14 protein-coding genes, 3 tRNA genes, 3 rRNA genes and 1 pseudogene are annotated in these 18,730 nt (G+C 61.6%); 12 read left to right on the top strand and 9 right to left on the bottom strand.

Annotated elements, in window-relative coordinates:
• Positions 1-21 precede the first annotated feature (21 nt).
• A tRNA-Tyr gene (locus WS70_RS01665) sits at positions 22-107 on the bottom strand.
• An 84-nt stretch (positions 108-191) separates the two neighbouring features.
• On the opposite strand from WS70_RS01665, the gene WS70_RS31315 reads away from it, so the two are divergent.
• From WS70_RS31315 to WS70_RS01655, 3 genes and pseudogenes are all read left to right on the top strand, one after another.
• The gene (locus WS70_RS31315) at positions 192-407 is read left to right on the top strand and encodes a hypothetical protein (RefSeq protein ID WP_156438233.1); all 216 of its coding nucleotides are present in this window, start codon (positions 192-194) and stop codon (positions 405-407) included.
• A 139-nt stretch (positions 408-546) separates the two neighbouring features.
• Positions 547-894, top strand: a complete 348-nt coding sequence (locus tag WS70_RS33770; protein WP_418230146.1) for a transposase — start codon at positions 547-549, stop codon at positions 892-894.
• Positions 800-1,947: pseudogene (locus tag WS70_RS01655) on the top strand (IS3 family transposase); the annotation flags it as partial. The gene WS70_RS33770 and the pseudogene WS70_RS01655, both read left to right, overlap by 95 nt.
• A gap of 467 nt (positions 1,948-2,414) precedes the next feature.
• Here WS70_RS01655 and rrf read toward each other — a convergent pair.
• The 6 genes from rrf to WS70_RS01620 form a co-directional block, all read right to left on the bottom strand.
• Positions 2,415-2,528, bottom strand: a 5S ribosomal RNA gene (rrf, locus tag WS70_RS01650).
• A gap of 181 nt (positions 2,529-2,709) precedes the next feature.
• Positions 2,710-5,589 (bottom strand): 23S ribosomal RNA (locus WS70_RS01645).
• 345 nt (positions 5,590-5,934) lie between these two features.
• Positions 5,935-6,010, bottom strand: a tRNA-Ala gene (locus WS70_RS01640).
• A 39-nt stretch (positions 6,011-6,049) separates the two neighbouring features.
• Positions 6,050-6,126: transfer RNA gene (locus tag WS70_RS01635), tRNA-Ile, on the bottom strand.
• A 61-nt stretch (positions 6,127-6,187) separates the two neighbouring features.
• A 16S ribosomal RNA gene (locus WS70_RS01630) occupies positions 6,188-7,720 on the bottom strand.
• The 16S, 23S and 5S rRNA genes sit together here with 2 tRNA genes alongside, the layout of an rRNA operon.
• Positions 7,721-8,240: 520 nt before the next feature.
• Positions 8,241-9,527 (bottom strand): SGNH/GDSL hydrolase family protein, encoded by a 1,287-nt coding sequence (locus WS70_RS01620; RefSeq protein WP_059597541.1) that lies wholly within the window; start codon positions 9,525-9,527, stop codon positions 8,241-8,243.
• A gap of 340 nt (positions 9,528-9,867) precedes the next feature.
• On the opposite strand from WS70_RS01620, the gene paaA reads away from it, so the two are divergent.
• The 8 genes from paaA (at position 9,868) to WS70_RS01580 (ending at position 16,237) form a co-directional block, all read left to right on the top strand.
• Complete coding sequence (gene paaA / locus WS70_RS01615; protein ID WP_059471406.1) at positions 9,868-10,866, top strand: 1,2-phenylacetyl-CoA epoxidase subunit PaaA; 999 nt, start codon at positions 9,868-9,870, stop codon at positions 10,864-10,866.
• A 53-nt stretch (positions 10,867-10,919) separates the two neighbouring features.
• On the top strand, positions 10,920-11,204 hold the full coding sequence (paaB, locus tag WS70_RS01610; protein WP_059471449.1) for a 1,2-phenylacetyl-CoA epoxidase subunit PaaB: 285 nt from the start codon (positions 10,920-10,922) through the stop codon (positions 11,202-11,204).
• Positions 11,205-11,214: 10 nt separating this feature from the next.
• Positions 11,215-12,018 carry a 1,2-phenylacetyl-CoA epoxidase subunit PaaC gene (paaC, locus tag WS70_RS01605; RefSeq protein WP_059471407.1) on the top strand — a complete coding sequence of 268 codons (804 nt, stop codon included), beginning with the start codon at positions 11,215-11,217 and terminating at the stop codon, positions 12,016-12,018.
• A 38-nt stretch (positions 12,019-12,056) separates the two neighbouring features.
• The gene (gene paaD, locus WS70_RS01600) at positions 12,057-12,671 is read left to right on the top strand and encodes a 1,2-phenylacetyl-CoA epoxidase subunit PaaD (protein ID WP_059471408.1); all 615 of its coding nucleotides are present in this window, start codon (positions 12,057-12,059) and stop codon (positions 12,669-12,671) included.
• A 1-nt stretch (position 12,672) separates the two neighbouring features.
• A complete protein-coding gene (paaE, locus tag WS70_RS01595) occupies positions 12,673-13,761 on the top strand; it encodes a 1,2-phenylacetyl-CoA epoxidase subunit PaaE (RefSeq protein ID WP_059471409.1) in 1,089 nt (362 codons plus the stop codon).
• Positions 13,762-13,882: 121 nt separating this feature from the next.
• Positions 13,883-14,713, top strand: a complete 831-nt coding sequence (locus tag WS70_RS01590; RefSeq protein WP_059471410.1) for a DUF1835 domain-containing protein — start codon at positions 13,883-13,885, stop codon at positions 14,711-14,713.
• A 32-nt stretch (positions 14,714-14,745) separates the two neighbouring features.
• Positions 14,746-15,345 carry a TetR/AcrR family transcriptional regulator gene (locus WS70_RS01585; RefSeq protein ID WP_059471411.1) on the top strand — a complete coding sequence of 200 codons (600 nt, stop codon included), beginning with the start codon at positions 14,746-14,748 and terminating at the stop codon, positions 15,343-15,345.
• 244 nt (positions 15,346-15,589) lie between these two features.
• Positions 15,590-16,237, top strand: coding sequence for a GNAT family N-acetyltransferase (locus WS70_RS01580; protein WP_010106994.1), 648 nt, complete (start codon positions 15,590-15,592; stop codon positions 16,235-16,237).
• Between the two features lie 85 nt (positions 16,238-16,322).
• On the opposite strand, the gene WS70_RS01575 is transcribed toward WS70_RS01580, so the two are convergent.
• The gene (locus WS70_RS01575) at positions 16,323-16,838 is read right to left on the bottom strand and encodes an Lrp/AsnC family transcriptional regulator (RefSeq protein ID WP_059471412.1); all 516 of its coding nucleotides are present in this window, start codon (positions 16,836-16,838) and stop codon (positions 16,323-16,325) included.
• Positions 16,839-16,990: 152 nt separating this feature from the next.
• Between WS70_RS01575 and hppD the strand changes: the two genes are divergently transcribed.
• Positions 16,991-18,088 carry a 4-hydroxyphenylpyruvate dioxygenase gene (gene hppD / locus WS70_RS01570; protein ID WP_059471413.1) on the top strand — a complete coding sequence of 366 codons (1,098 nt, stop codon included), beginning with the start codon at positions 16,991-16,993 and terminating at the stop codon, positions 18,086-18,088.
• Between the two features lie 159 nt (positions 18,089-18,247).
• Here hppD and WS70_RS01565 read toward each other — a convergent pair whose 3' ends face one another.
• Positions 18,248-18,448 (bottom strand): hypothetical protein, encoded by a 201-nt coding sequence (locus WS70_RS01565; protein ID WP_059471414.1) that lies wholly within the window; start codon positions 18,446-18,448, stop codon positions 18,248-18,250.
• Between the last annotated feature and the right edge of the window lie 282 nt (positions 18,449-18,730).

Here is an 18,730-nt window from a genome sequence, read left to right as displayed (position 1 = left end):
TACCGCTCTGTGCTTATGTCTTGGTGGAGGAGGTTGGATTCGAACCAACGTAGGCGTAAGCCAACAGATTTACAGTCTGCCCCCTTTAGCCACTCGGGCACCCCTCCGTAGAGAACTGACGATTATGGGAGCACATCGAATTCGTGTCAAGCGCTTCGTTGAGATTATTTGCACCTTCTTCGAGCGCGCCGATGTCGTCCGACCTGTGCCGCCGCTTTTCGGTTGCCGTCGCATCGGCAACGGGGCTGTCTATGCGCGCTACTGAACCGAACGAGAACGTCTGGTACCGCCTTTCGTCGCTTCCGCTCGCCCAGCAAGAAACGCGCCGGGAAACGGAAGACCTGAATCATACGGTGTTGGAAGAGTGCCGCCAAGTGCCGGCCTTATCCAACGGCAAAGGAGTCTGAGCGGGGTTTTGGGGGCCGATCATTGCAGGATGGTGATCGATATGGATACAGCTGTCGTAAGCGATCATTGATCGACGCCCTGTTCCTGCGAGGCTGGACGGGCGACGATTGTGTCCACTTGAACGAGGAGGTGGACGCAATGACAGAGCACAGCGACGATCTGAGGTCACGCCTGGTGACGGGCTTCGAACGCGACGGGCGGCGCCGGCGTTTTGATCCGCAGGCCAAGCTTGAATTGGTCCAGGCATGTATGCAACCGGGCGTATCGGTCGCGAGGATGGCGCTGGAGCACGCGGTGAACGCCAACCTGCTACGCAAGTGGATCAGGGACTGGGGGTTGGAGTTGACCCGTTTCCGTGGACACCTATCCTTTGGAACAGGAGGTGCCTGCCATGGGAAAGCACCACAACCCCTACGCGCCGGAATTTCGGGCGCAAATGGTCGAGTTAGTCAAAGCCGGGCGCTCGCCAGAAGAGCTTGCGCGTGAGTTCGAGCCGACGGCGCAAACGATCTACAACTGGGTCGCGCAAGCCGATCGCGACAGCGGCAAGCGGCATGATGGCTTGACGACAGCGGAGCGCGAAGAGCTTACGCGACTTCGTCGCGAGAATCGCCAACTGCGGCTTGAACGAGAGATCCTCTCAAAAGCCGCGGCCTGGTTTGCACGGGAGACCGGAACGGTGCCCGAAAAGGGTTCGAATTCATGAAAGCGAACCAGGCCAGCTTGCCTATTGCGACGATGGCGCGGCTGCTGCAGATTTCGGCCAGCGGCTATTACGCGTGGATCTCGCGCAGCCCATCGAAACGGGCGTGCAGCGACACCGATCTGCTCGGGCGTATTCGAGCCATTCATGCAAGCTCGCGCGGCACGTACGGCATGCCTCGCATCCATGCGGAGCTTGTCGAGCATGGCATGCATGTCGGGCGCAAACGTATTGCCAGTCTGATGCGTATAGCGGGTCTGTGCGGCGTGAGCCGGCGGCGCTGGATCAACACGACGCGGCGGCAGCCCGGCGCACGGCCCGCACCCGATCTCGTGCAACGGCACTTCGTGGCCGACGCCCCCAACCGACTGTGGGTAGCCGATGCCACCTACGTGCCGACAGCCGAAGGCTTCCTCTATCTCGCCGTCGTGCTCGATGTCTTCAGTCGCCGCATTGTCGGCTGGGCGATGTCCAATCATCTGTACACGGAGCTGATGCTGCGTGCGCTCGACATGGCCCTCGTGCAGCGTCGCCCCGAGGGCGTCATTCATCACTCGGATCAAGGGTGCCAATACACGTCGCTTGCCTTCGGCCGGCGCTGTCGCGAAGCGGGGGTACGCCCCTCGATGGGCACAGTGGGCGATTGCTTCGACAACGCCATGTGCGAGAGCTTCTTTGCCACGCTCGAATGCGAACTGCTGGCCCGCTCGCATTTCCAATCGCACGAGCAAGCTCGACGTGAGTTGTTCGCCTTCATTGAGGGCTGGTACAACCTCGGCCGCCGACACAGCGCGATCGGCTACCACACACCAATCCGCTACGAAACGATGTATCAACAAAAAATGCCCGCTGCGGGCGAGTTGCCCACCGCCGGCCGGCATCGCGGTCGTGATAGGCGACCCGCCGACCGACCGTGGACAACTCGCGCAAACGCCCAACCTGGAGGACATCAACCGAGAGAAGATTCAACTGTCTAACCGTCCACGGAAACGGGTCACCCCCAGGTGACCAGGAAGTGACCGTGGTGGCCCACATGAGCTGGGCATTTCTGAACAGACGCTTCGCAACTGGGTGAAGGCTGAGGCGTCACTACCCCCGCCGACCGGCCAAGATAGTTGTCGCTCGGGCAGCCATTGTAATTGACAATCTACAGCGAGAGCTTCCGCAAGCCCAAACCGACGCCGAAAAGCGGCCCAGGCGCCGTTACGCGGTAACACCTGGTCGAGGGATCGAGGCGATCCGACGGGAGTGGGCGTAAAAAACAAAACCCCCGCCTGGCTGGGCGGGGGTTCTGAGAGGGGGAGCCTGACGATTACCTACTTTCACACGGGCAATCCGCACTATCATCGGCGTAGAGTCGTTTCACGGTCCTGTTCGGGATGGGAAGGGGTGGGACCGACTCGCTATGGTCATCAGGCAAAGAGGGATGTCGCGGTGCATCGCAGCGCGACCAATCGGGAAGAAGCAGTAATGTTGGGTTGTGAGCTGTATCTCACACGTACGCGGTACTTCAACCGTCGTACGTCGAGTGCCTTGCACTCGACGCTCGATATCCGTAAGCGCTGAAGCGCTAACGGCTATCGAGACAGACTTGTTATAGGATCAAGCCTTACGGGCAATTAGTATCGGTTAGCTGAACGCATTACTGCGCTTACACACCCGACCTATCAACGTCCTGGTCTCGAACGACCCTTCAAGGGGATCAAGTCCCCGGGGAAGTCTCATCTTAAGGCGAGTTTCCCGCTTAGATGCTTTCAGCGGTTATCTCTTCCGAACATAGCTACCCGGCGATGCGACTGGCGTCACAACCGGTACACCAGAGGTTCGTCCACTCCGGTCCTCTCGTACTAGGAGCAGCCCCCTTCAAACTTCCAACGCCCACGGCAGATAGGGACCAAACTGTCTCACGACGTTTTAAACCCAGCTCACGTACCTCTTTAAATGGCGAACAGCCATACCCTTGGGACCGGCTACAGCCCCAGGATGAGATGAGCCGACATCGAGGTGCCAAACACCGCCGTCGATATGAACTCTTGGGCGGTATCAGCCTGTTATCCCCAGAGTACCTTTTATCCGTTGAGCGATGGCCCTTCCATACAGAACCACCGGATCACTATGACCTGCTTTCGCACCTGCTCGACTTGTCGGTCTCGCAGTTAAGCACGCTTATGCCATTGCACTATCAGCACGATTTCCGACCGTACCTAGCGTACCTTCGTACTCCTCCGTTACGCTTTGGGAGGAGACCGCCCCAGTCAAACTGCCTACCATGCACTGTCCCCGACCCGGATCACGGGCCAAGGTTAGAACCTCAAACAAACCAGGGTGGTATTTCAAGGACGGCTCCACCGAAACTAGCGTTCCGGTTTCATAGCCTCCCACCTATCCTACACAGATCGGTTCAAAGTCCAATGCAAAGCTACAGTAAAGGTTCATGGGGTCTTTCCGTCTAGCCGCGGGTAGATTGCATCATCACAAACACTTCAACTTCGCTGAGTCTCGGGAGGAGACAGTGTGGCCATCGTTACGCCATTCGTGCAGGTCGGAACTTACCCGACAAGGAATTTCGCTACCTTAGGACCGTTATAGTTACGGCCGCCGTTTACCGGGACTTCAATCAAGAGCTTGCACCCCATCATTTAATCTTCCGGCACCGGGCAGGCGTCACACCCTATACGTCCACTTTCGTGTTTGCAGAGTGCTGTGTTTTTATTAAACAGTCGCAGCCACCAGTTTATTGCAACCCCTTCACCCTTCCCCCGCAGGGGGGTCAAGCTACCAGGGCGTACCTTATCCCGAAGTTACGGTACCAATTTGCCGAGTTCCTTCTCCCGAGTTCTCTCAAGCGCCTTAGAATACTCATCTCGCCCACCTGTGTCGGTTTGCGGTACGGTCATTGTTAAACTGAAGCTTAGAGGCTTTTCTTGGAACCACTTCCAATTGCTTCGCTCCCTAAAGAGCTCGCGCCACACCCTTGAATTCCGCACCCGGATTTGCCTAAGTGCCTTCTCCAATGCAGCGACCGGGACTTCCAACACCCGGACAACCTTCCGCGATCCGTCCCCCCATCGCATTTAACAATGGTGCAGGAATATTGACCTGCTTCCCATCAGCTACGCATTTCTGCCTCGCCTTAGGGGCCGACTCACCCTACGCCGATGAACGTTGCGTAGGAAACCTTGGGCTTACGGCGAGGGGGCCTTTCACCCCCTTTATCGCTACTCATGTCAGCATTCGCACTTCCGATACCTCCAGCACGCTTTTCAACGCACCTTCGCAGGCTTACGGAACGCTCTCCTACCATGCGTGCAAGCACGCATCCGCAGCTTCGGTATATGGCTTAGCCCCGTTACATCTTCCGCGCAGGACGACTCGATCAGTGAGCTATTACGCTTTCTTTAAAGGGTGGCTGCTTCTAAGCCAACCTCCTGACTGTTTTAGCCTTCCCACTTCGTTTCCCACTTAGCCATATTTGGGGACCTTAGCTGGCGGTCTGGGTTGTTTCCCTCTTGACACCGGACGTTAGCACCCGATGTCTGTCTCCCGTGATTGCACTCTTCGGTATTCGGAGTTTGCTATGGCGGGGTAATCTGCAATAGACCCCCCAACCATGACAGTGCTCTACCCCCGAAGGTGAGACACGAGGCACTACCTAAATAGTTTTCGGAGAGAACCAGCTATTTCCAGGTTTGTTTAGCCTTTCACCCCTATCCACAGCTCATCCCCTAACTTTTCAACGTTAGTGGGTTCGGACCTCCAGTACGTGTTACCGCACCTTCATCCTGGCCATGGATAGATCACCTGGTTTCGGGTCTACGCCCAGCAACTGAACGCCCTATTCGGACTCGCTTTCGCTACGCCTGCCCTATTCGGTTAAGCTTGCTACTGAACGTAAGTCGCTGACCCATTATACAAAAGGTACGCCGTCACCCCTTACGAGGCTCCGACTGTTTGTATGCATGCGGTTTCAGGATCTATTTCACTCCCCTCCCGGGGTTCTTTTCGCCTTTCCCTCACGGTACTGGTTCACTATCGGTCGATCACGAGTATTTAGCCTTGGAGGATGGTCCCCCCATCTTCAGACAGGATTTCACGTGTCCCGCCCTACTTGTCGTACACCTAGTTCTTTCATACTGTTTTCGCCTACAGGGCTATCACCTGCTACGGCCGCACTTTCCAGAGCGTTCGGCTAACAATACAAATAAAGAGTACAGGCTCTTCCCATTTCGCTCGCCACTACTTTGGGAATCTCGGTTGATTTCTTTTCCTGCGGTTACTTAGATGTTTCAGTTCACCGCGTTCGCTTCACTAGACCTATGTATTCAGTCTAGGATGACCCAAAAGGGCCGGGTTTCCCCATTCGGACATCTACGGATCAAAGCTCGTTTGCCAGCTCCCCGTAGCTTTTCGCAGGCTACCGCGTCCTTCATCGCCTGTGATCGCCAAGGCATCCACCACATGCACTTGTTCGCTTGACCCTATAACGAGTCTGTCTCATCTTTCGACGCTACAGTCGCTACAGGTTGAGTTCTCGCGTGTCGCTCAGCGTTAGTGCCTAGCACTTACACTGAGCCCACACTACGTGTGTGCCGTATTCCAATTGAGCCGAACATTAAGTTCGAATCATCTTGAGATACATCGATACAATCACAACCCGGATAACTTCCACGTCCATCTCAAGACGCTTCCGCTATCCAAATTACTTACTTCTTCCAGATTGTTAAAGAACGACAGCCGATACTTTCGCATCACTCTGACTGGCTCAATCGCCAATGCCAAATCCTCGGTTCACGTTCGAACCAAGCACTTCGCATTGAAGATTGTGGTGGAGGCAGACGGGATCGAACCGACGACCCCCTGCTTGCAAAGCAGGTGCTCTCCCAGCTGAGCTATGCCCCCATACAGAGACTTCACCCAGGTTTCCTGCGCCAGACAACTTGGTGGGTCTGGTTGGATTCGAACCAACGACCCCCGCCTTATCAAGACGGTGCTCTAACCGACTGAGCTACAGACCCCTGAGTCTGTCTTAATTTACAGCCGATAAGCGTGAGCGCTCAACTTCGCGGATAGCTCGAGAAAGGAGGTGATCCAGCCGCACCTTCCGATACGGCTACCTTGTTACGACTTCACCCCAGTCATGAATCCTACCGTGGTGACCGTCCTCCTTGCGGTTAGACTAGCCACTTCTGGTAAAACCCACTCCCATGGTGTGACGGGCGGTGTGTACAAGACCCGGGAACGTATTCACCGCGGCATGCTGATCCGCGATTACTAGCGATTCCAGCTTCACGCACTCGAGTTGCAGAGTGCGATCCGGACTACGATCGGTTTTCTGGGATTGGCTCCCCCTCGCGGGTTGGCAACCCTCTGTTCCGACCATTGTATGACGTGTGAAGCCCTACCCATAAGGGCCATGAGGACTTGACGTCATCCCCACCTTCCTCCGGTTTGTCACCGGCAGTCTCCTTAGAGTGCTCTTGCGTAGCAACTAAGGACAAGGGTTGCGCTCGTTGCGGGACTTAACCCAACATCTCACGACACGAGCTGACGACAGCCATGCAGCACCTGTGCGCCGGTTCTCTTTCGAGCACCCCCGCCTCTCGGCAGGGTTCCGACCATGTCAAGGGTAGGTAAGGTTTTTCGCGTTGCATCGAATTAATCCACATCATCCACCGCTTGTGCGGGTCCCCGTCAATTCCTTTGAGTTTTAATCTTGCGACCGTACTCCCCAGGCGGTCAACTTCACGCGTTAGCTACGTTACTAAGGAAATGAATCCCCAACAACTAGTTGACATCGTTTAGGGCGTGGACTACCAGGGTATCTAATCCTGTTTGCTCCCCACGCTTTCGTGCATGAGCGTCAGTATTGGCCCAGGGGGCTGCCTTCGCCATCGGTATTCCTCCACATCTCTACGCATTTCACTGCTACACGTGGAATTCTACCCCCCTCTGCCATACTCTAGCCTGCCAGTCACCAATGCAGTTCCCAGGTTGAGCCCGGGGATTTCACATCGGTCTTAGCAAACCGCCTGCGCACGCTTTACGCCCAGTAATTCCGATTAACGCTCGCACCCTACGTATTACCGCGGCTGCTGGCACGTAGTTAGCCGGTGCTTATTCTTCCGGTACCGTCATCCACCCCGGTTATTAGCCAGAATGATTTCTTTCCGGACAAAAGTGCTTTACAACCCGAAGGCCTTCTTCACACACGCGGCATTGCTGGATCAGGCTTTCGCCCATTGTCCAAAATTCCCCACTGCTGCCTCCCGTAGGAGTCTGGGCCGTGTCTCAGTCCCAGTGTGGCTGGTCGTCCTCTCAGACCAGCTACTGATCGTCGCCTTGGTAGGCCTTTACCCCACCAACTAGCTAATCAGCCATCGGCCAACCCTATAGCGCGAGGCCCGAAGGTCCCCCGCTTTCATCCACAGATCGTATGCGGTATTAATCCGGCTTTCGCCGGGCTATCCCCCACTACAGGACATGTTCCGATGTATTACTCACCCGTTCGCCACTCGCCACCAGGTGCAAGCACCCGTGCTGCCGTTCGACTTGCATGTGTAAGGCATGCCGCCAGCGTTCAATCTGAGCCAGGATCAAACTCTTCAGTTCAAACCTGTTACTGTTTTCGGTTGTTTCCAACCGGTCGCTCACTCAAAGCTGACAGGTCGTGAATTGCTTCACAAACCTGACTTACTTTAGTGTGAGACTCTTGATACTTTCGCTTTCGATCCGAAGATCGCCCGCTCCATCAAGCGCCCACACTTATCGGCTGTTCATTGTTAAAGAGCACATCTGCGAGAAGTACTTCCTACTTCGGACCACCCTCTCAGCAGCGCTGCGTTGTCTGCAGCAGAGAAATGAGATTATGATCACTTATTTGCAGCGCGTCAACAACTTTTTACTGCCCCGTCGCGCACCGCCTCAATCACCTTCCCGCACCCTCGGCCGACTAACCCGCCAACCGTCTCGCCTCAAGCGCCGGAACCTCCCACTTCTTCTTTCGCGTCGCGTTTCCGTTACCGCGAAAGAGGCGTGATTCTAGGCACCATTCCGCTTTCGCGCAAGCACTTTTTAAGGGTCTCATTAAATTTCTTGTATCGACGTGGCGCACCCCGTCGATACAGCGCGTTCACCGGCGTCCGGCAGCCGCCACCAAGCGTTCCAGAGGCACTGCGTCGGCCATCGCCGCATACCCCGCATCGCTCGGATGAATATCGTCACCGCTGTTATAGCGGCGCTGTAGTTCCGACGGCTTCGACGGATCACGCAGCGCGGCATCGAAATCCACCACGCCGTCGAACGCACCCGACGCCCGAATCCACTCGTTGACCTGGCGGCGGATCGCGTCGCGCGCAGGCGGCAACGACGCAGGCGTCAGCGTCGCACCGAACACCGCGACGCCGCGCGCATGCGCGGCAGCAATCACCCGGCGGTAGCCTTCGATCAGCGCCTGTGCGTCGACCTGCGTGTGCGGCGCATCGCAATCGAGCCCCGAACGGGCGGGCATCGCCGCGAAATTGATGTCGTTGATGCCGATCAGCAGCACCGCGACCTTCACGCCAGCGAGCGTCAGCACGTCGCGCTCGAAACGACGCTCGAGCGCGACGCCGTAGCAGCGGGAGTCGCTCAGCAGCCGGTTCCCACTGATGCCGAGATTCACCACGCCGATGTCGTGCGCTCCCGCGCGCTCGAGGCGGGCCGCGAACGCATCCGGCCAGCGCCGATTGCGGTTCAGGCTTGAGCGCAGGCCGTCGGTGATCGAATCGCCCACCGCCGCGATCGTCGCCGCGCCCGGCTGCGCCGCCTCGACCGAGAGCTCGGCCACCCAGGCGGACTGTGTGAAGTGCGTCCGGTATGCGTCGGGCGCAACGTCACCCGCATGGTTGCCCGGCGTCGACACGTAATTGACCTGATTCGCGACACGATGCCAGACCGTCATCGTCTGGCGGCCATTCATATATAGGCTGAGCGCGTATGGTTCGCCAGCCGTCACGCCGTATGCGACCGGATCGCTTTCCCGCTCCTGACCAGCCGGCACTTCGATCTCGCGCCGCCCGCCGAATGTCACGGCCGCCAAACGGTCGTCCGTCACTGCGGCGCCGCCCGCCGAGCGGCCGATGCTCACCTCGCCGATCACGAGCGGCGTCTTGCCGTACGCATTGCTCACGCGCACACGGATCGCCCGTCCCGAGAGCGTCGGATAGACGATCTGGCGGACAGTGCGGCCCGCGACGTCCGGCGCACGATACAGCGGCGGCGGCGCCGCGAGATCCGGAATTGGCTGCAGCGCCGTCGCCCATGACGCGACCCAGCGGGTCGGCTGTGTCGGTGCGGTGGCTTGCGCAGCGCTCGCCATCTGGGATGCGACCAGCGCGAGATAGCATGAAAGAGCGAAAAGCCAACGTCGGGGCGTCATTCGAAACTCCTCACTGCAAAACTCTGGATTGTGCCTGATGGCGGTCCGCGCGCTCCGTTGAACGAGGGAATCATGCTCGGCGCCGGCTTGTCGGTTCTCGGGCCGCTGACCAGCAATCTATGAATCCAGCGAGTCGGGTTCGGGGTTCGGACATTCCAGAACAGAATTCAGGCGTCTACCTCGCAACTCGGTGCGATCCTTCAGCAGAACCGGCACGCCACCCGCAGCAAATCGCCGTCACCCGATCCGCGAATCTCGCTCATCCGCTAAAATGATTTATTAACCGACCGGTCGGTTGGTTTATACTGCGTGAACATTCCACCTGGACGAGAACATCGCCATGTACACGCAATCCCTCGACATCCCCGGCAACGTCGCGCCGCTCGATGCCGCCGCCGATTCGTCTGAACAAGCCGGATTCGATGCCGTCATCGCCGCCGACGGCAAGATCGAACCGCAGGACTGGATGCCCGACGCCTATCGCAAGACGCTCGTGCGGCAGATTTCGCAGCATGCGCACTCGGAAGTCGTCGGCATGCTGCCGGAAGGCAACTGGATCACGCGTGCGCCGAGCCTGAAGCGCAAGGCGATCCTGCTCGCAAAGGTCCAGGACGAAGCCGGTCACGGTCTCTATCTATATAGCGCCGCGGAAACGCTCGGAGTGTCGCGCGACGCGCTGATCGACGCACTGCACGCGGGCAAGGCCAAGTACTCGAGCATCTTCAATTATCCGACTCTCACGTGGGCGGACGTCGGCGTGATCGGTTGGCTCGTCGACGGCGCCGCGATCATGAACCAGATTCCGCTCTGCCGCTGCACGTACGGCCCGTATGCGCGCGCAATGATCCGCGTCTGCAAGGAGGAATCGTTCCATCAGCGGCAAGGTTTCGACGCACTGCTCGCGATGATGAAGGGCACCGACGCGCAGCGCGCGATGGTGCAGGACGCAGTGAACCGCTGGTGGTGGCCCGTGCTGATGATGTTCGGCCCGCCCGACGCCAATTCCGTCCACAGCAACCAGTCGGCCAAATGGGGGATCAAGCGGATCTCGAACGACGACCTGCGGCAGAAGTTCGTCGACGCAACGGTCGAGCAGGCCAAGGTGCTCGGCGTCACGCTGCCCGACCCCGATCTCAAGTGGAACGACGCGCGCGGCCATTTCGACTACGGCGCGCTCGACTGGGACGAATTCTGGCGCGTCGTCAACGGCGACGGCCCGTGCAACAGGGAGCGCCTCGCGACCCGCGTGAAGGCGCACGACAACGGCGCGTGGGTCCGCGAAGCCGCGCTTGCGCATGAGGAAAAGCGCCGCCGCCGTGCGCAGCAGCAAGCGGCATGACGCGCGCGAAGCGCGACGCCGCCATCCGTATTCAGGAGATTCAGGAGAAAGCGATGAACAAAGAATGGCCAATCTGGGAAGTCTTCGTGCGCAGCAAGCAAGGGCTCGACCACAAGCACTGCGGAAGCCTGCACGCGGCCGACGCGTCGATGGCGCTGCGCATGGCGCGCGACGTCTATACGCGCCGCCAGGAAGGCGTGAGCATCTGGGTCGTGCCGTCGGCGGCGATCACCGCGTCCGATCCGAACGAAAAGGCCGAGATGTTCGAACCGGCGGGCGACAAGATCTATCGCCATCCGACGTTCTACACGCTGCCCGACGAAATCAACCACATGTGAGCGGCAGGCCATGACGACGACCCCACAACACCTCGCCTACTTGCTGCGCCTCGCCGACAACGCGCTGATCCTCGGTCAGCGCAACGCCGAATGGTGCGGCCACGGTCCGGTCCTCGAGGAAGACATCGCGCTCACGAACATGAGCCTCGACCTGATCGGCCAGGCGCGCCTGCTGTATACGCACGCGGCCGAGCTCGAGCGGCAGCTCACCGGCGCCGCGCGGACCGAGGACGACTACGCGTACTTCCGCACCGAGCGCGAATTCGCGAATTACACGTTCGTCGAGCTGCCGCACTACGGCCCGCTCTGCGGCACCGCGCACGCGGAGCTCGACTACGCGGTGACCGTCGTGCGCAACTTCTTCTATTCGACGCTGATGCTGCATGTCTGGAGCGCGCTCGAGGCGTCGGGCGACGCGCAGCTCGCGGCGATCGCGGCGAAGTCGCTGAAGGAGACGCGCTATCACGAGCACCACGCGCGCGAATGGCTGATCCGCTTCGGCGACGGCACCGATGAGTCGCATCGCCGCGCGCTCGCCGCGCTCGACTATCTGACGCCATACACGCGCGAGTTCTTCGCGGCGGACGCCGTCGACGACGCGGCGGCCGCGGCCGGCATCGGCCCGGCGATCGCGTCGCTCGAGCCGGCGTGGCGCGCGGACGTCGATGCGACGCTCGCCGAGGCGACGCTCGCGCTGCCTGCGGCCGGCGAATACGTGCCGACCGGCAAGCGCGGCGAGCACTCCGAGCACATGGGCTATCTGCTCGCGGAGCTGCAGAGCGTCGCGCGCCAGTATCCGGGCGCGTCCTGGTAAGCCCGGGCGCGACGAACGACGAACGACGGAACCAGACGATGTCAGCCCTCCCCGCATCCGCCTCCGACCAAACGACCACCGCCATCGACGGCGCGGGCAACGGCCGCACCGCCTCCGCGCACGGCGACGCTCCGCTCGTCGCCCGCGCATGGGTCGCGCTCGAAGCCGTGCCCGATCCGGAAATTCCGGTCGTGTCGATCCGCGATCTCGGCATCCTGCGCGACGTGCGCCATGCCGCTGACGGCACGCTCGAAGTCGTCATCACGCCGACCTACTCCGGCTGCCCGGCAATGCAGCAGATCGCGGAAGATATCGACGCCGCGCTGCGACGGGCCGGTATAGCGCCGCACCGGACCGTGACCGTGCTCGCGCCCGCATGGACGACCGACTGGATCACCGCCGACGCCCGCGAGAAGCTCCGCGCCTATGGCATCGCGCCGCCCGTCGGCCAATGCGGCAGCGTCGGCGACACCGGCACCGCCCTCGCGCAGCGCGTCGTGCGCTTCATGCCGAAGCCGCTCGCCGCGCCCATCTGTCCACGCTGCGGCTCCGCGCACACCGAGCGGCTCGCGCAGTTCGCGTCGACCGCGTGCAAGGCGCTCTATCGCTGCGTCGACTGCCGCGAACCCTTCGACTACTTCAAACCTTATTGATATGGCGACTCCGCAATTCCATCCACTGCGCATTCGCGACGTGCGGCCCGAGACCGCCGACGCCGTCACGGTGTCGTTCGAGGTGCCGCCCGAGCTGCGCGACGCGTACCGCTTCACGCAGGGCCAGTTCGTCACGCTGAAGGCGCACGTCGACGGCGAGGAAACCCGCCGCTCGTACTCGATCTGCGTCGGCACGACCGACTACGATCGCGACGGCGAGCTGCGCATCGGCATCAAGCGCGTGCGCGGCGGCCGCTTCTCGAACTTTGCGTTCGATACGCTCAAGCCCGGCCATATGATCGACGTGATGACGCCGGATGGCCGCTTCTTCACGCACCTGAACGCCGACCACGGCAAGCAGTACGTTGCGTTCGCAGGCGGCTCGGGGATCACGCCCGTGCTCGCGATCGTCAAGACGACGCTCGAGCTCGAGCCGCGGAGCGCGTTCACGCTGATCTACGGCAACCGCAGCGTCGACTCGATCATGTTCGCCGAGGAACTCGAGGATCTGAAGAACCGCTTCATGGATCGATTCGTTCTCTATCACGTGCTGTCGGACGACTTGCAGGACGTCGAGCTGTTCAACGGCGTGCTCGACCAGGCCAAATGCGCGGCGTTCCTCGATTCGCTCGTGCCCGCCGCGACGATCGACGAAGCATTCATCTGCGGCCCGGCGCCGATGATGGATGCCGCCGAGGCCGCGCTCACCGCGGCCGGCGTGCCGCACGAGCGGGTGCACGTCGAGCGCTTCGGCACGCCGCTGCCGCAGGCGGGCGTGCCCGCCGTCGAGATCACCGACGACATGCCCGCCGCCGACCTCGAGATCGTGCTCGACGGCAAGAAGCGCAAGCTGCGCCTGCCGTACGAAGGCGTGAGCCTCCTCGACGTCGGGCTACGCGCGGGCCTCGCGCTGCCGTACGCGTGCAAGGGCGGCGTGTGCTGCACGTGCCGCGCGAAGGTGCTCGAAGGCGAGGTGCGGATGGAGAAGAACTACACGCTCGAGCCGCAGGAAATCGCCGACGGCTTCGTACTCACCTGCCAATGCCATCCGGTCAGCGACAAGGTCGTCGTCAGCTACGACGATCGATAGGCGGCGTCTTGCCGCGCGGTTACTCGCCGCCGCCCATCTCGCTTACACTAGGGGCCGCCCGCGGGCCGGACGCACGATGCGCCGGCTCCCGGGCGGCTTTTCTCATGTTGACGACAGGCCAATGAGCACCATCCACGTGACCATGGGCGGCTCCGCCGCCGCTTCTCTTCGCATCGCGCTCGCCGACGCGGGCCGCGACGAAAGCGTCGTCGAGCTGTTCGACGATCTGTCGATCGGCCCGCTGCGCGGCGCCGACGACACGCCGGAGGTCCGCGCGGCGTTCTGGGAGCGCGTGATCGGCGACGTGCAGCAGGACTGGACGGCCGGGCTCGGCGACGACTCCGCGACACTCGAGACGCTCGCGGCCGGCACGGGCCAGGTTGTCGTCTGGCACGCGCACAGCGTCGCCGATCAGCTGATGCTAAGGCGCGTCGCCTACCATCTGCGCAACACGCCGCAGCGCCTCAACGAGGTGCGGCTGTCGAGCGCGGACATCGACGATCCGCAAGCGTGGGTGCGGCTGCGCGCCGACCAGGCGACGGCCACCGGCATCTTCTCGCCCGCCCAGCTCCTCGCGAAGCTGCCGGAAGCGGCGCCGATCTCGGTGCTGCGGATCAGCCGGCTCGCGCTCGAATGGCAGGAAGCGAAGCAAGCGAACGCCGAGCTGCGCTACTGGATCTGCAATACGTTCAAGAGCGGCCACTACGCGGACATCGACGCGCTCGTGCTCGAGCATGCGCCCGACGAATGGGGTCCCGCCGCGCGCACGGTCGGCGCGGTGATGGCGTTCGCCGACCGCGGCCACCTGTTCGTCGGCGACACGATCGCGTTCTGGCGCTGCCGCGAGCTCGCGGCGGCCGGCCGCATCGAGCTGCAGGGCGCCGCCCATTCGATCGACCATCTGAAGACGGCGACGCTGCGCGTCGCGCCCGCCGTCGCCGTCCCCCGCTAACCCGACCCCGCATCCATCACACACCGAATCACATGGCCCGCACCCGAGCCCCCGATCACGAATCCCAGCGCGAACAGATCCTCGATCTCGCCGCCGCCAAGTTTGCGCAGACGAGCTACCCGAGCACGTCGATGACCGACCTCGCGAACGCGAGCGGCACGTCGAAGGCGCGGCTTTATCACTATTACGAGGGCAAGGAAGCGATCCTGTTCGACCTGCTCGACCGCTACACGAAGCGGCTGATGCTGATCATCGCCGAGGTCGAGGGCGCGAGCCAGCGGCGCGGGCTCACCGAGCGCGAAGCGTTCGCCGAGCTCGTGCAGGCGTTCCTCGTCGAATACGAGACGTCGCACAGCCGCCACGTCGCGCTGCTGAACGATGTGAAGTACCTCGAGGACACGCAGCGCCAGATCATCCTCGGCCGCCAGCGCGACATCGTCGCCGCATTCGCGCGCCAGCTCGCGCGCGCGTATCCGGAGCGAATCTCGAAGGACAACCAGACGCCCGTGACGATGATGGTGTTCGGGATGATCAACTGGACGTTCACGTGGCTGAAGCCGGGCGGCCGCCTCGGTTATCGCGACTTCGCCGAGCAGGTGATCGGCATGATCGAGCACGGCCTGGGCGGCTGAATCGTCTGATTTATTGCGGGGCAGCATACGTTGCGCCAACGTAACAGTGCGACGCTTTGCATACACCTCCATCAAAAATCCTTAAAATATCAATAAAAACATAGACTTATTCTCTCGAATCAGTGAGTCTAGAGTCCGGCCTCAACACGAATATCCGGGTTTTCCCCAATCTCCGCACGGCCGTTCAGCTAAAATTGCGCTGCGTTGCACAATTCTGCTGCACGGTCTTTATGAGGAACCCACGATGAACAAGCCAGACCTTCGCCCTGCCGATGCGGTCGGCGTCGCCGGTCCCGCGCCAGTTCTCGTTCGGGAACTGGCTTCCGGCGACCGTCAACAACTGCTCACCCACTTTCTCGCGCTCGACGAAGACGATCGTCTGCTGCGCTTCGGTCAAGCGGTGCCCGATCACGTGATCGAGAATTACGTCCGCACGATCGACTTCGGCCGCGACACCGTGTTCGGCGTGTTCGACCACGCGCTCGAACTGATCGGCGTCGGCCATCTCGCCTATCTGCCCGCGGAAGGCGACAAGCGCACCGCCGAATTCGGCGTGTCGGTGCTCGAACGCGCGCGCGGCCAGGGCGTCGGCTCGAAGCTGTTCGAACGCGCCGCGATCCGCAGCCGCAACACGCACGTCACGACGCTGTACATGCACTGCCTGTCGCGCAACGCGACGATGATGCACATCGCGAAGAAGTCCGGAATGCGCATCGAGTACGCGTACGGCGAAGCCGATGCGTATCTGTCGCTGCCGCCCGCCGACCACTCGACGATCATCGCCGAGATGATGCAGGAGCAGGCGGCCGTGTTCGACTACGCGCTCAAGCGCCAGGCGCGACGCGCGACGCAGATCTTCGAATCGCTGCTGCCCGCGGGCCTCACCGCGTAACGCGCGGCGCTTCGCATCCGCCGAGCAGGAACGAAGACGGGCGGCCCACGACGGGCCGCCCGTTTCCTTTTCGGCGACGCAAGATTCAGCGGATCGGCAGCGCGGTCGTCTCCTTGAAGCGCTCGAGCGAGAAGCTCGTTTTCACGTCGATCACCGACGGATGGTGCAGCAGCTGCTCCTGCATGAAGCGAGAAAAATGCGCCATGTCCTCGACTTGCACGCGCAGCAGATAGTCCATGTCGCCCGTCATCGCGTGGCACGCGACGACCTCCGGCCACGCCTGCACCGCCGCGCGGAACAACTCGGCGTGCGTCGCGCCCGCGCGCGCGGACGTCTCGTCGCCGCGCGCGGGCACGACGCCGCCGCGCTTCTCCAGGCGCACGCTCACGTAGGCGAGCAGGTCGAGCCCGAGCTTCTGCGGGTCGAGCAGCGCGACATAGCCGGTAATCACGCCCATCTCCTCGAGCCGGCGGATTCGCCGCAGACACGGGCTCGGCGACAGATTCACCCGCTCGGCGATGTCCTGGTTCGACAAGCGCCCGTTCTCCTGAAGAATCGCAAGAATGCGCCGGTCAATCGCATCCAATTCCACGTGCGCCATTTTCTGCCTCCCTGCCTGTTCGTGCGGACGAGAAATTGCGCAAGCGTAGCGTTACACGACAAAGTTCGCAAGTTTCCGCCCTGCCCGCCCCGCTACACTTTGCCGCAGATACTCACCTAAGACGCATGCCCCGCCGAGGGCTAGGAGACGCTATGCAATTCCCCACCTGGGACAATCCCGTCGGTACCGACGGCTTCGAATTCATCGAATACACCGCCCCCGATCCGAAAGCGCTCGGCCAACTATTCGAGCGGATGGGCTTCACCGCGGTCGCCCGTCACCGCCACAAGGACGTGACGCTGTACCGCCAGGGCGACATCAACTTCATCATCAATGCCGAGCCGGCCTCGTTCGCGCAGCGCTTCGCACGGCTGCACGGGCCGTCGATCTGCGCAATCGCATTCCGCGTGCAGGACGCCGCGAAGGCATACAAGCACGCGCTCGAGCTGGGCGCATGGGGCTTCGACAACAAGACGGGCCCGATGGAGCTGAACATCCCGGCAATCAAGGGGATCGGCGATTCGCTGATCTATTTCGTCGACCGCTGGAAGGGCAAGAACGGCGCGAAGCCGGGCGCGATCGGCGACATCAGCATCTACGACGTCGATTTCGAGCCGATTCCGGGCGCCGATCCGAACCCGGTCGGCCACGGCCTCAGTTACATCGATCACCTGACCCACAACGTCCATCGCGGCCGGATGCAGGAATGGGCGGAGTTCTACGAGCGCCTGTTCAACTTCCGCGAGGTCCGCTACTTCGACATCGAAGGCAAGGTGACGGGCGTGAAGTCGAAGGCGATGACGTCGCCGTGCGGCAAGATCCGGATTCCGATCAACGAGGAAGGCTCGGACACCGCGGGCCAGATTCAGGAATACCTGGACGCGTATCACGGCGAAGGCATTCAGCACATCGCGCTCGGCGCGACCGACATTTACAAGGCGGTCGACGGCCTGCGCGCGAAGAGCGTGGCGCTGCTCGACACGATCGACACGTACTACGAGCTCGTCGATCGCCGCGTGCCGAACCACGGCGAGCCGCTCGACGAACTCCGCAAACGCAAGATCCTGATCGACGGCGCGCGCGACGACCTGCTGCTGCAGATCTTCACCGAAAACCAGATCGGGCCGATCTTCTTCGAGATCATCCAGCGCAAGGGCAACCAGGGCTTCGGCGAAGGCAACTTCAAGGCACTGTTCGAATCGATCGAGCTCGATCAGATCCGCCGCGGCGTCGTGCAGGACAAGGCGTAAGCGAGACCGCGCGAAGCGCCGCCGCGAACGTGCCGCGCGCCGAGCGCGGCCGCGCAAACAGAAAGGGCGGGAATCCCGGGATTCCCGCCCTTTTGCGTTATCGATCATCGGGCGACGGGCCGGCGATCGCGCGCCGTCTCGCGCCGCGCCCGTCGCGGATCACATTTGCGCCGCGCCGCCGCGCTCGCCGGTCGCGGCGCCCGCGAGCGCCGGCGCCTCCGCACCGCCCGCTGCCGCAAGCTGCAGCATCTGGGTGCTCGCCGTCGCCAACACGCTCGCGCCTTCCGAGCGCGCCGGCCCGCTCATCGCGAAAAACGCCGCGGACACCATCAGGAAATTCTGGATATATCGAGTCTTCATTGCACCTCCATTGCAACCGTCCGGCACGCATTCGCGCCGCCGGCACGAGCCGGCGCCGCCCGGCGCAACCGGACAGGGCCCCAGAGACTAACGGCATTCGCCGCGCGAGGCCCGCCGTTTTACATGCGCTTACAGCCTGTAACGCATTGATTCCTCACGTTTTCGAGTTGCACGCCACCGATTTTTGAAGCGCAGCGGCGGGTTTTTCCCAGTGCTACCATCGAACGAAACCCGCCAATATTCGGGCCGACTGACGCGTCCACAAGACGCCGACGCGCCGTT

This window comes from Burkholderia mayonis, assembly GCF_001523745.2.
GTDB lineage: Bacteria > Pseudomonadota > Gammaproteobacteria > Burkholderiales > Burkholderiaceae > Burkholderia > Burkholderia mayonis.
Note: the sequence above shows the minus strand (reverse complement) of the source record. Positions and strands in the feature narration are given on the sequence as shown.

Excerpts from the sequence above, each read along its gene's own strand:
- WS70_RS01620 (WP_059597541.1), bottom strand. The coding sequence starts at position 9,527 with ATGACGCCCCGACGTTGGCTTTTCGCTCTTTCATGCTATCTCGCGCTG.
- hppD (WP_059471413.1), top strand. The coding sequence starts at position 16,991 with ATGCAATTCCCCACCTGGGACAATCCCGTCGGTACCGACGGCTTCGAA.
- WS70_RS33770 (WP_418230146.1), top strand. The coding sequence starts at position 547 with ATGACAGAGCACAGCGACGATCTGAGGTCACGCCTGGTGACGGGCTTC.
- paaA (WP_059471406.1), top strand. The coding sequence starts at position 9,868 with ATGTACACGCAATCCCTCGACATCCCCGGCAACGTCGCGCCGCTCGAT.
- paaE (WP_059471409.1), top strand. The coding sequence starts at position 12,673 with ATGGCGACTCCGCAATTCCATCCACTGCGCATTCGCGACGTGCGGCCC.
- paaC (WP_059471407.1), top strand. The coding sequence starts at position 11,215 with ATGACGACGACCCCACAACACCTCGCCTACTTGCTGCGCCTCGCCGAC.
- WS70_RS31315 (WP_156438233.1), top strand. The coding sequence starts at position 192 with ATGTCGTCCGACCTGTGCCGCCGCTTTTCGGTTGCCGTCGCATCGGCA.
- WS70_RS01585 (WP_059471411.1), top strand. The coding sequence starts at position 14,746 with ATGGCCCGCACCCGAGCCCCCGATCACGAATCCCAGCGCGAACAGATC.
- WS70_RS01580 (WP_010106994.1), top strand. The coding sequence starts at position 15,590 with ATGAACAAGCCAGACCTTCGCCCTGCCGATGCGGTCGGCGTCGCCGGT.
- WS70_RS01565 (WP_059471414.1), bottom strand. The coding sequence starts at position 18,448 with ATGAAGACTCGATATATCCAGAATTTCCTGATGGTGTCCGCGGCGTTT.
- WS70_RS01575 (WP_059471412.1), bottom strand. The coding sequence starts at position 16,838 with ATGGCGCACGTGGAATTGGATGCGATTGACCGGCGCATTCTTGCGATT.
- paaD (WP_059471408.1), top strand. The coding sequence starts at position 12,057 with ATGTCAGCCCTCCCCGCATCCGCCTCCGACCAAACGACCACCGCCATC.
- paaB (WP_059471449.1), top strand. The coding sequence starts at position 10,920 with ATGAACAAAGAATGGCCAATCTGGGAAGTCTTCGTGCGCAGCAAGCAA.
- WS70_RS01590 (WP_059471410.1), top strand. The coding sequence starts at position 13,883 with ATGAGCACCATCCACGTGACCATGGGCGGCTCCGCCGCCGCTTCTCTT.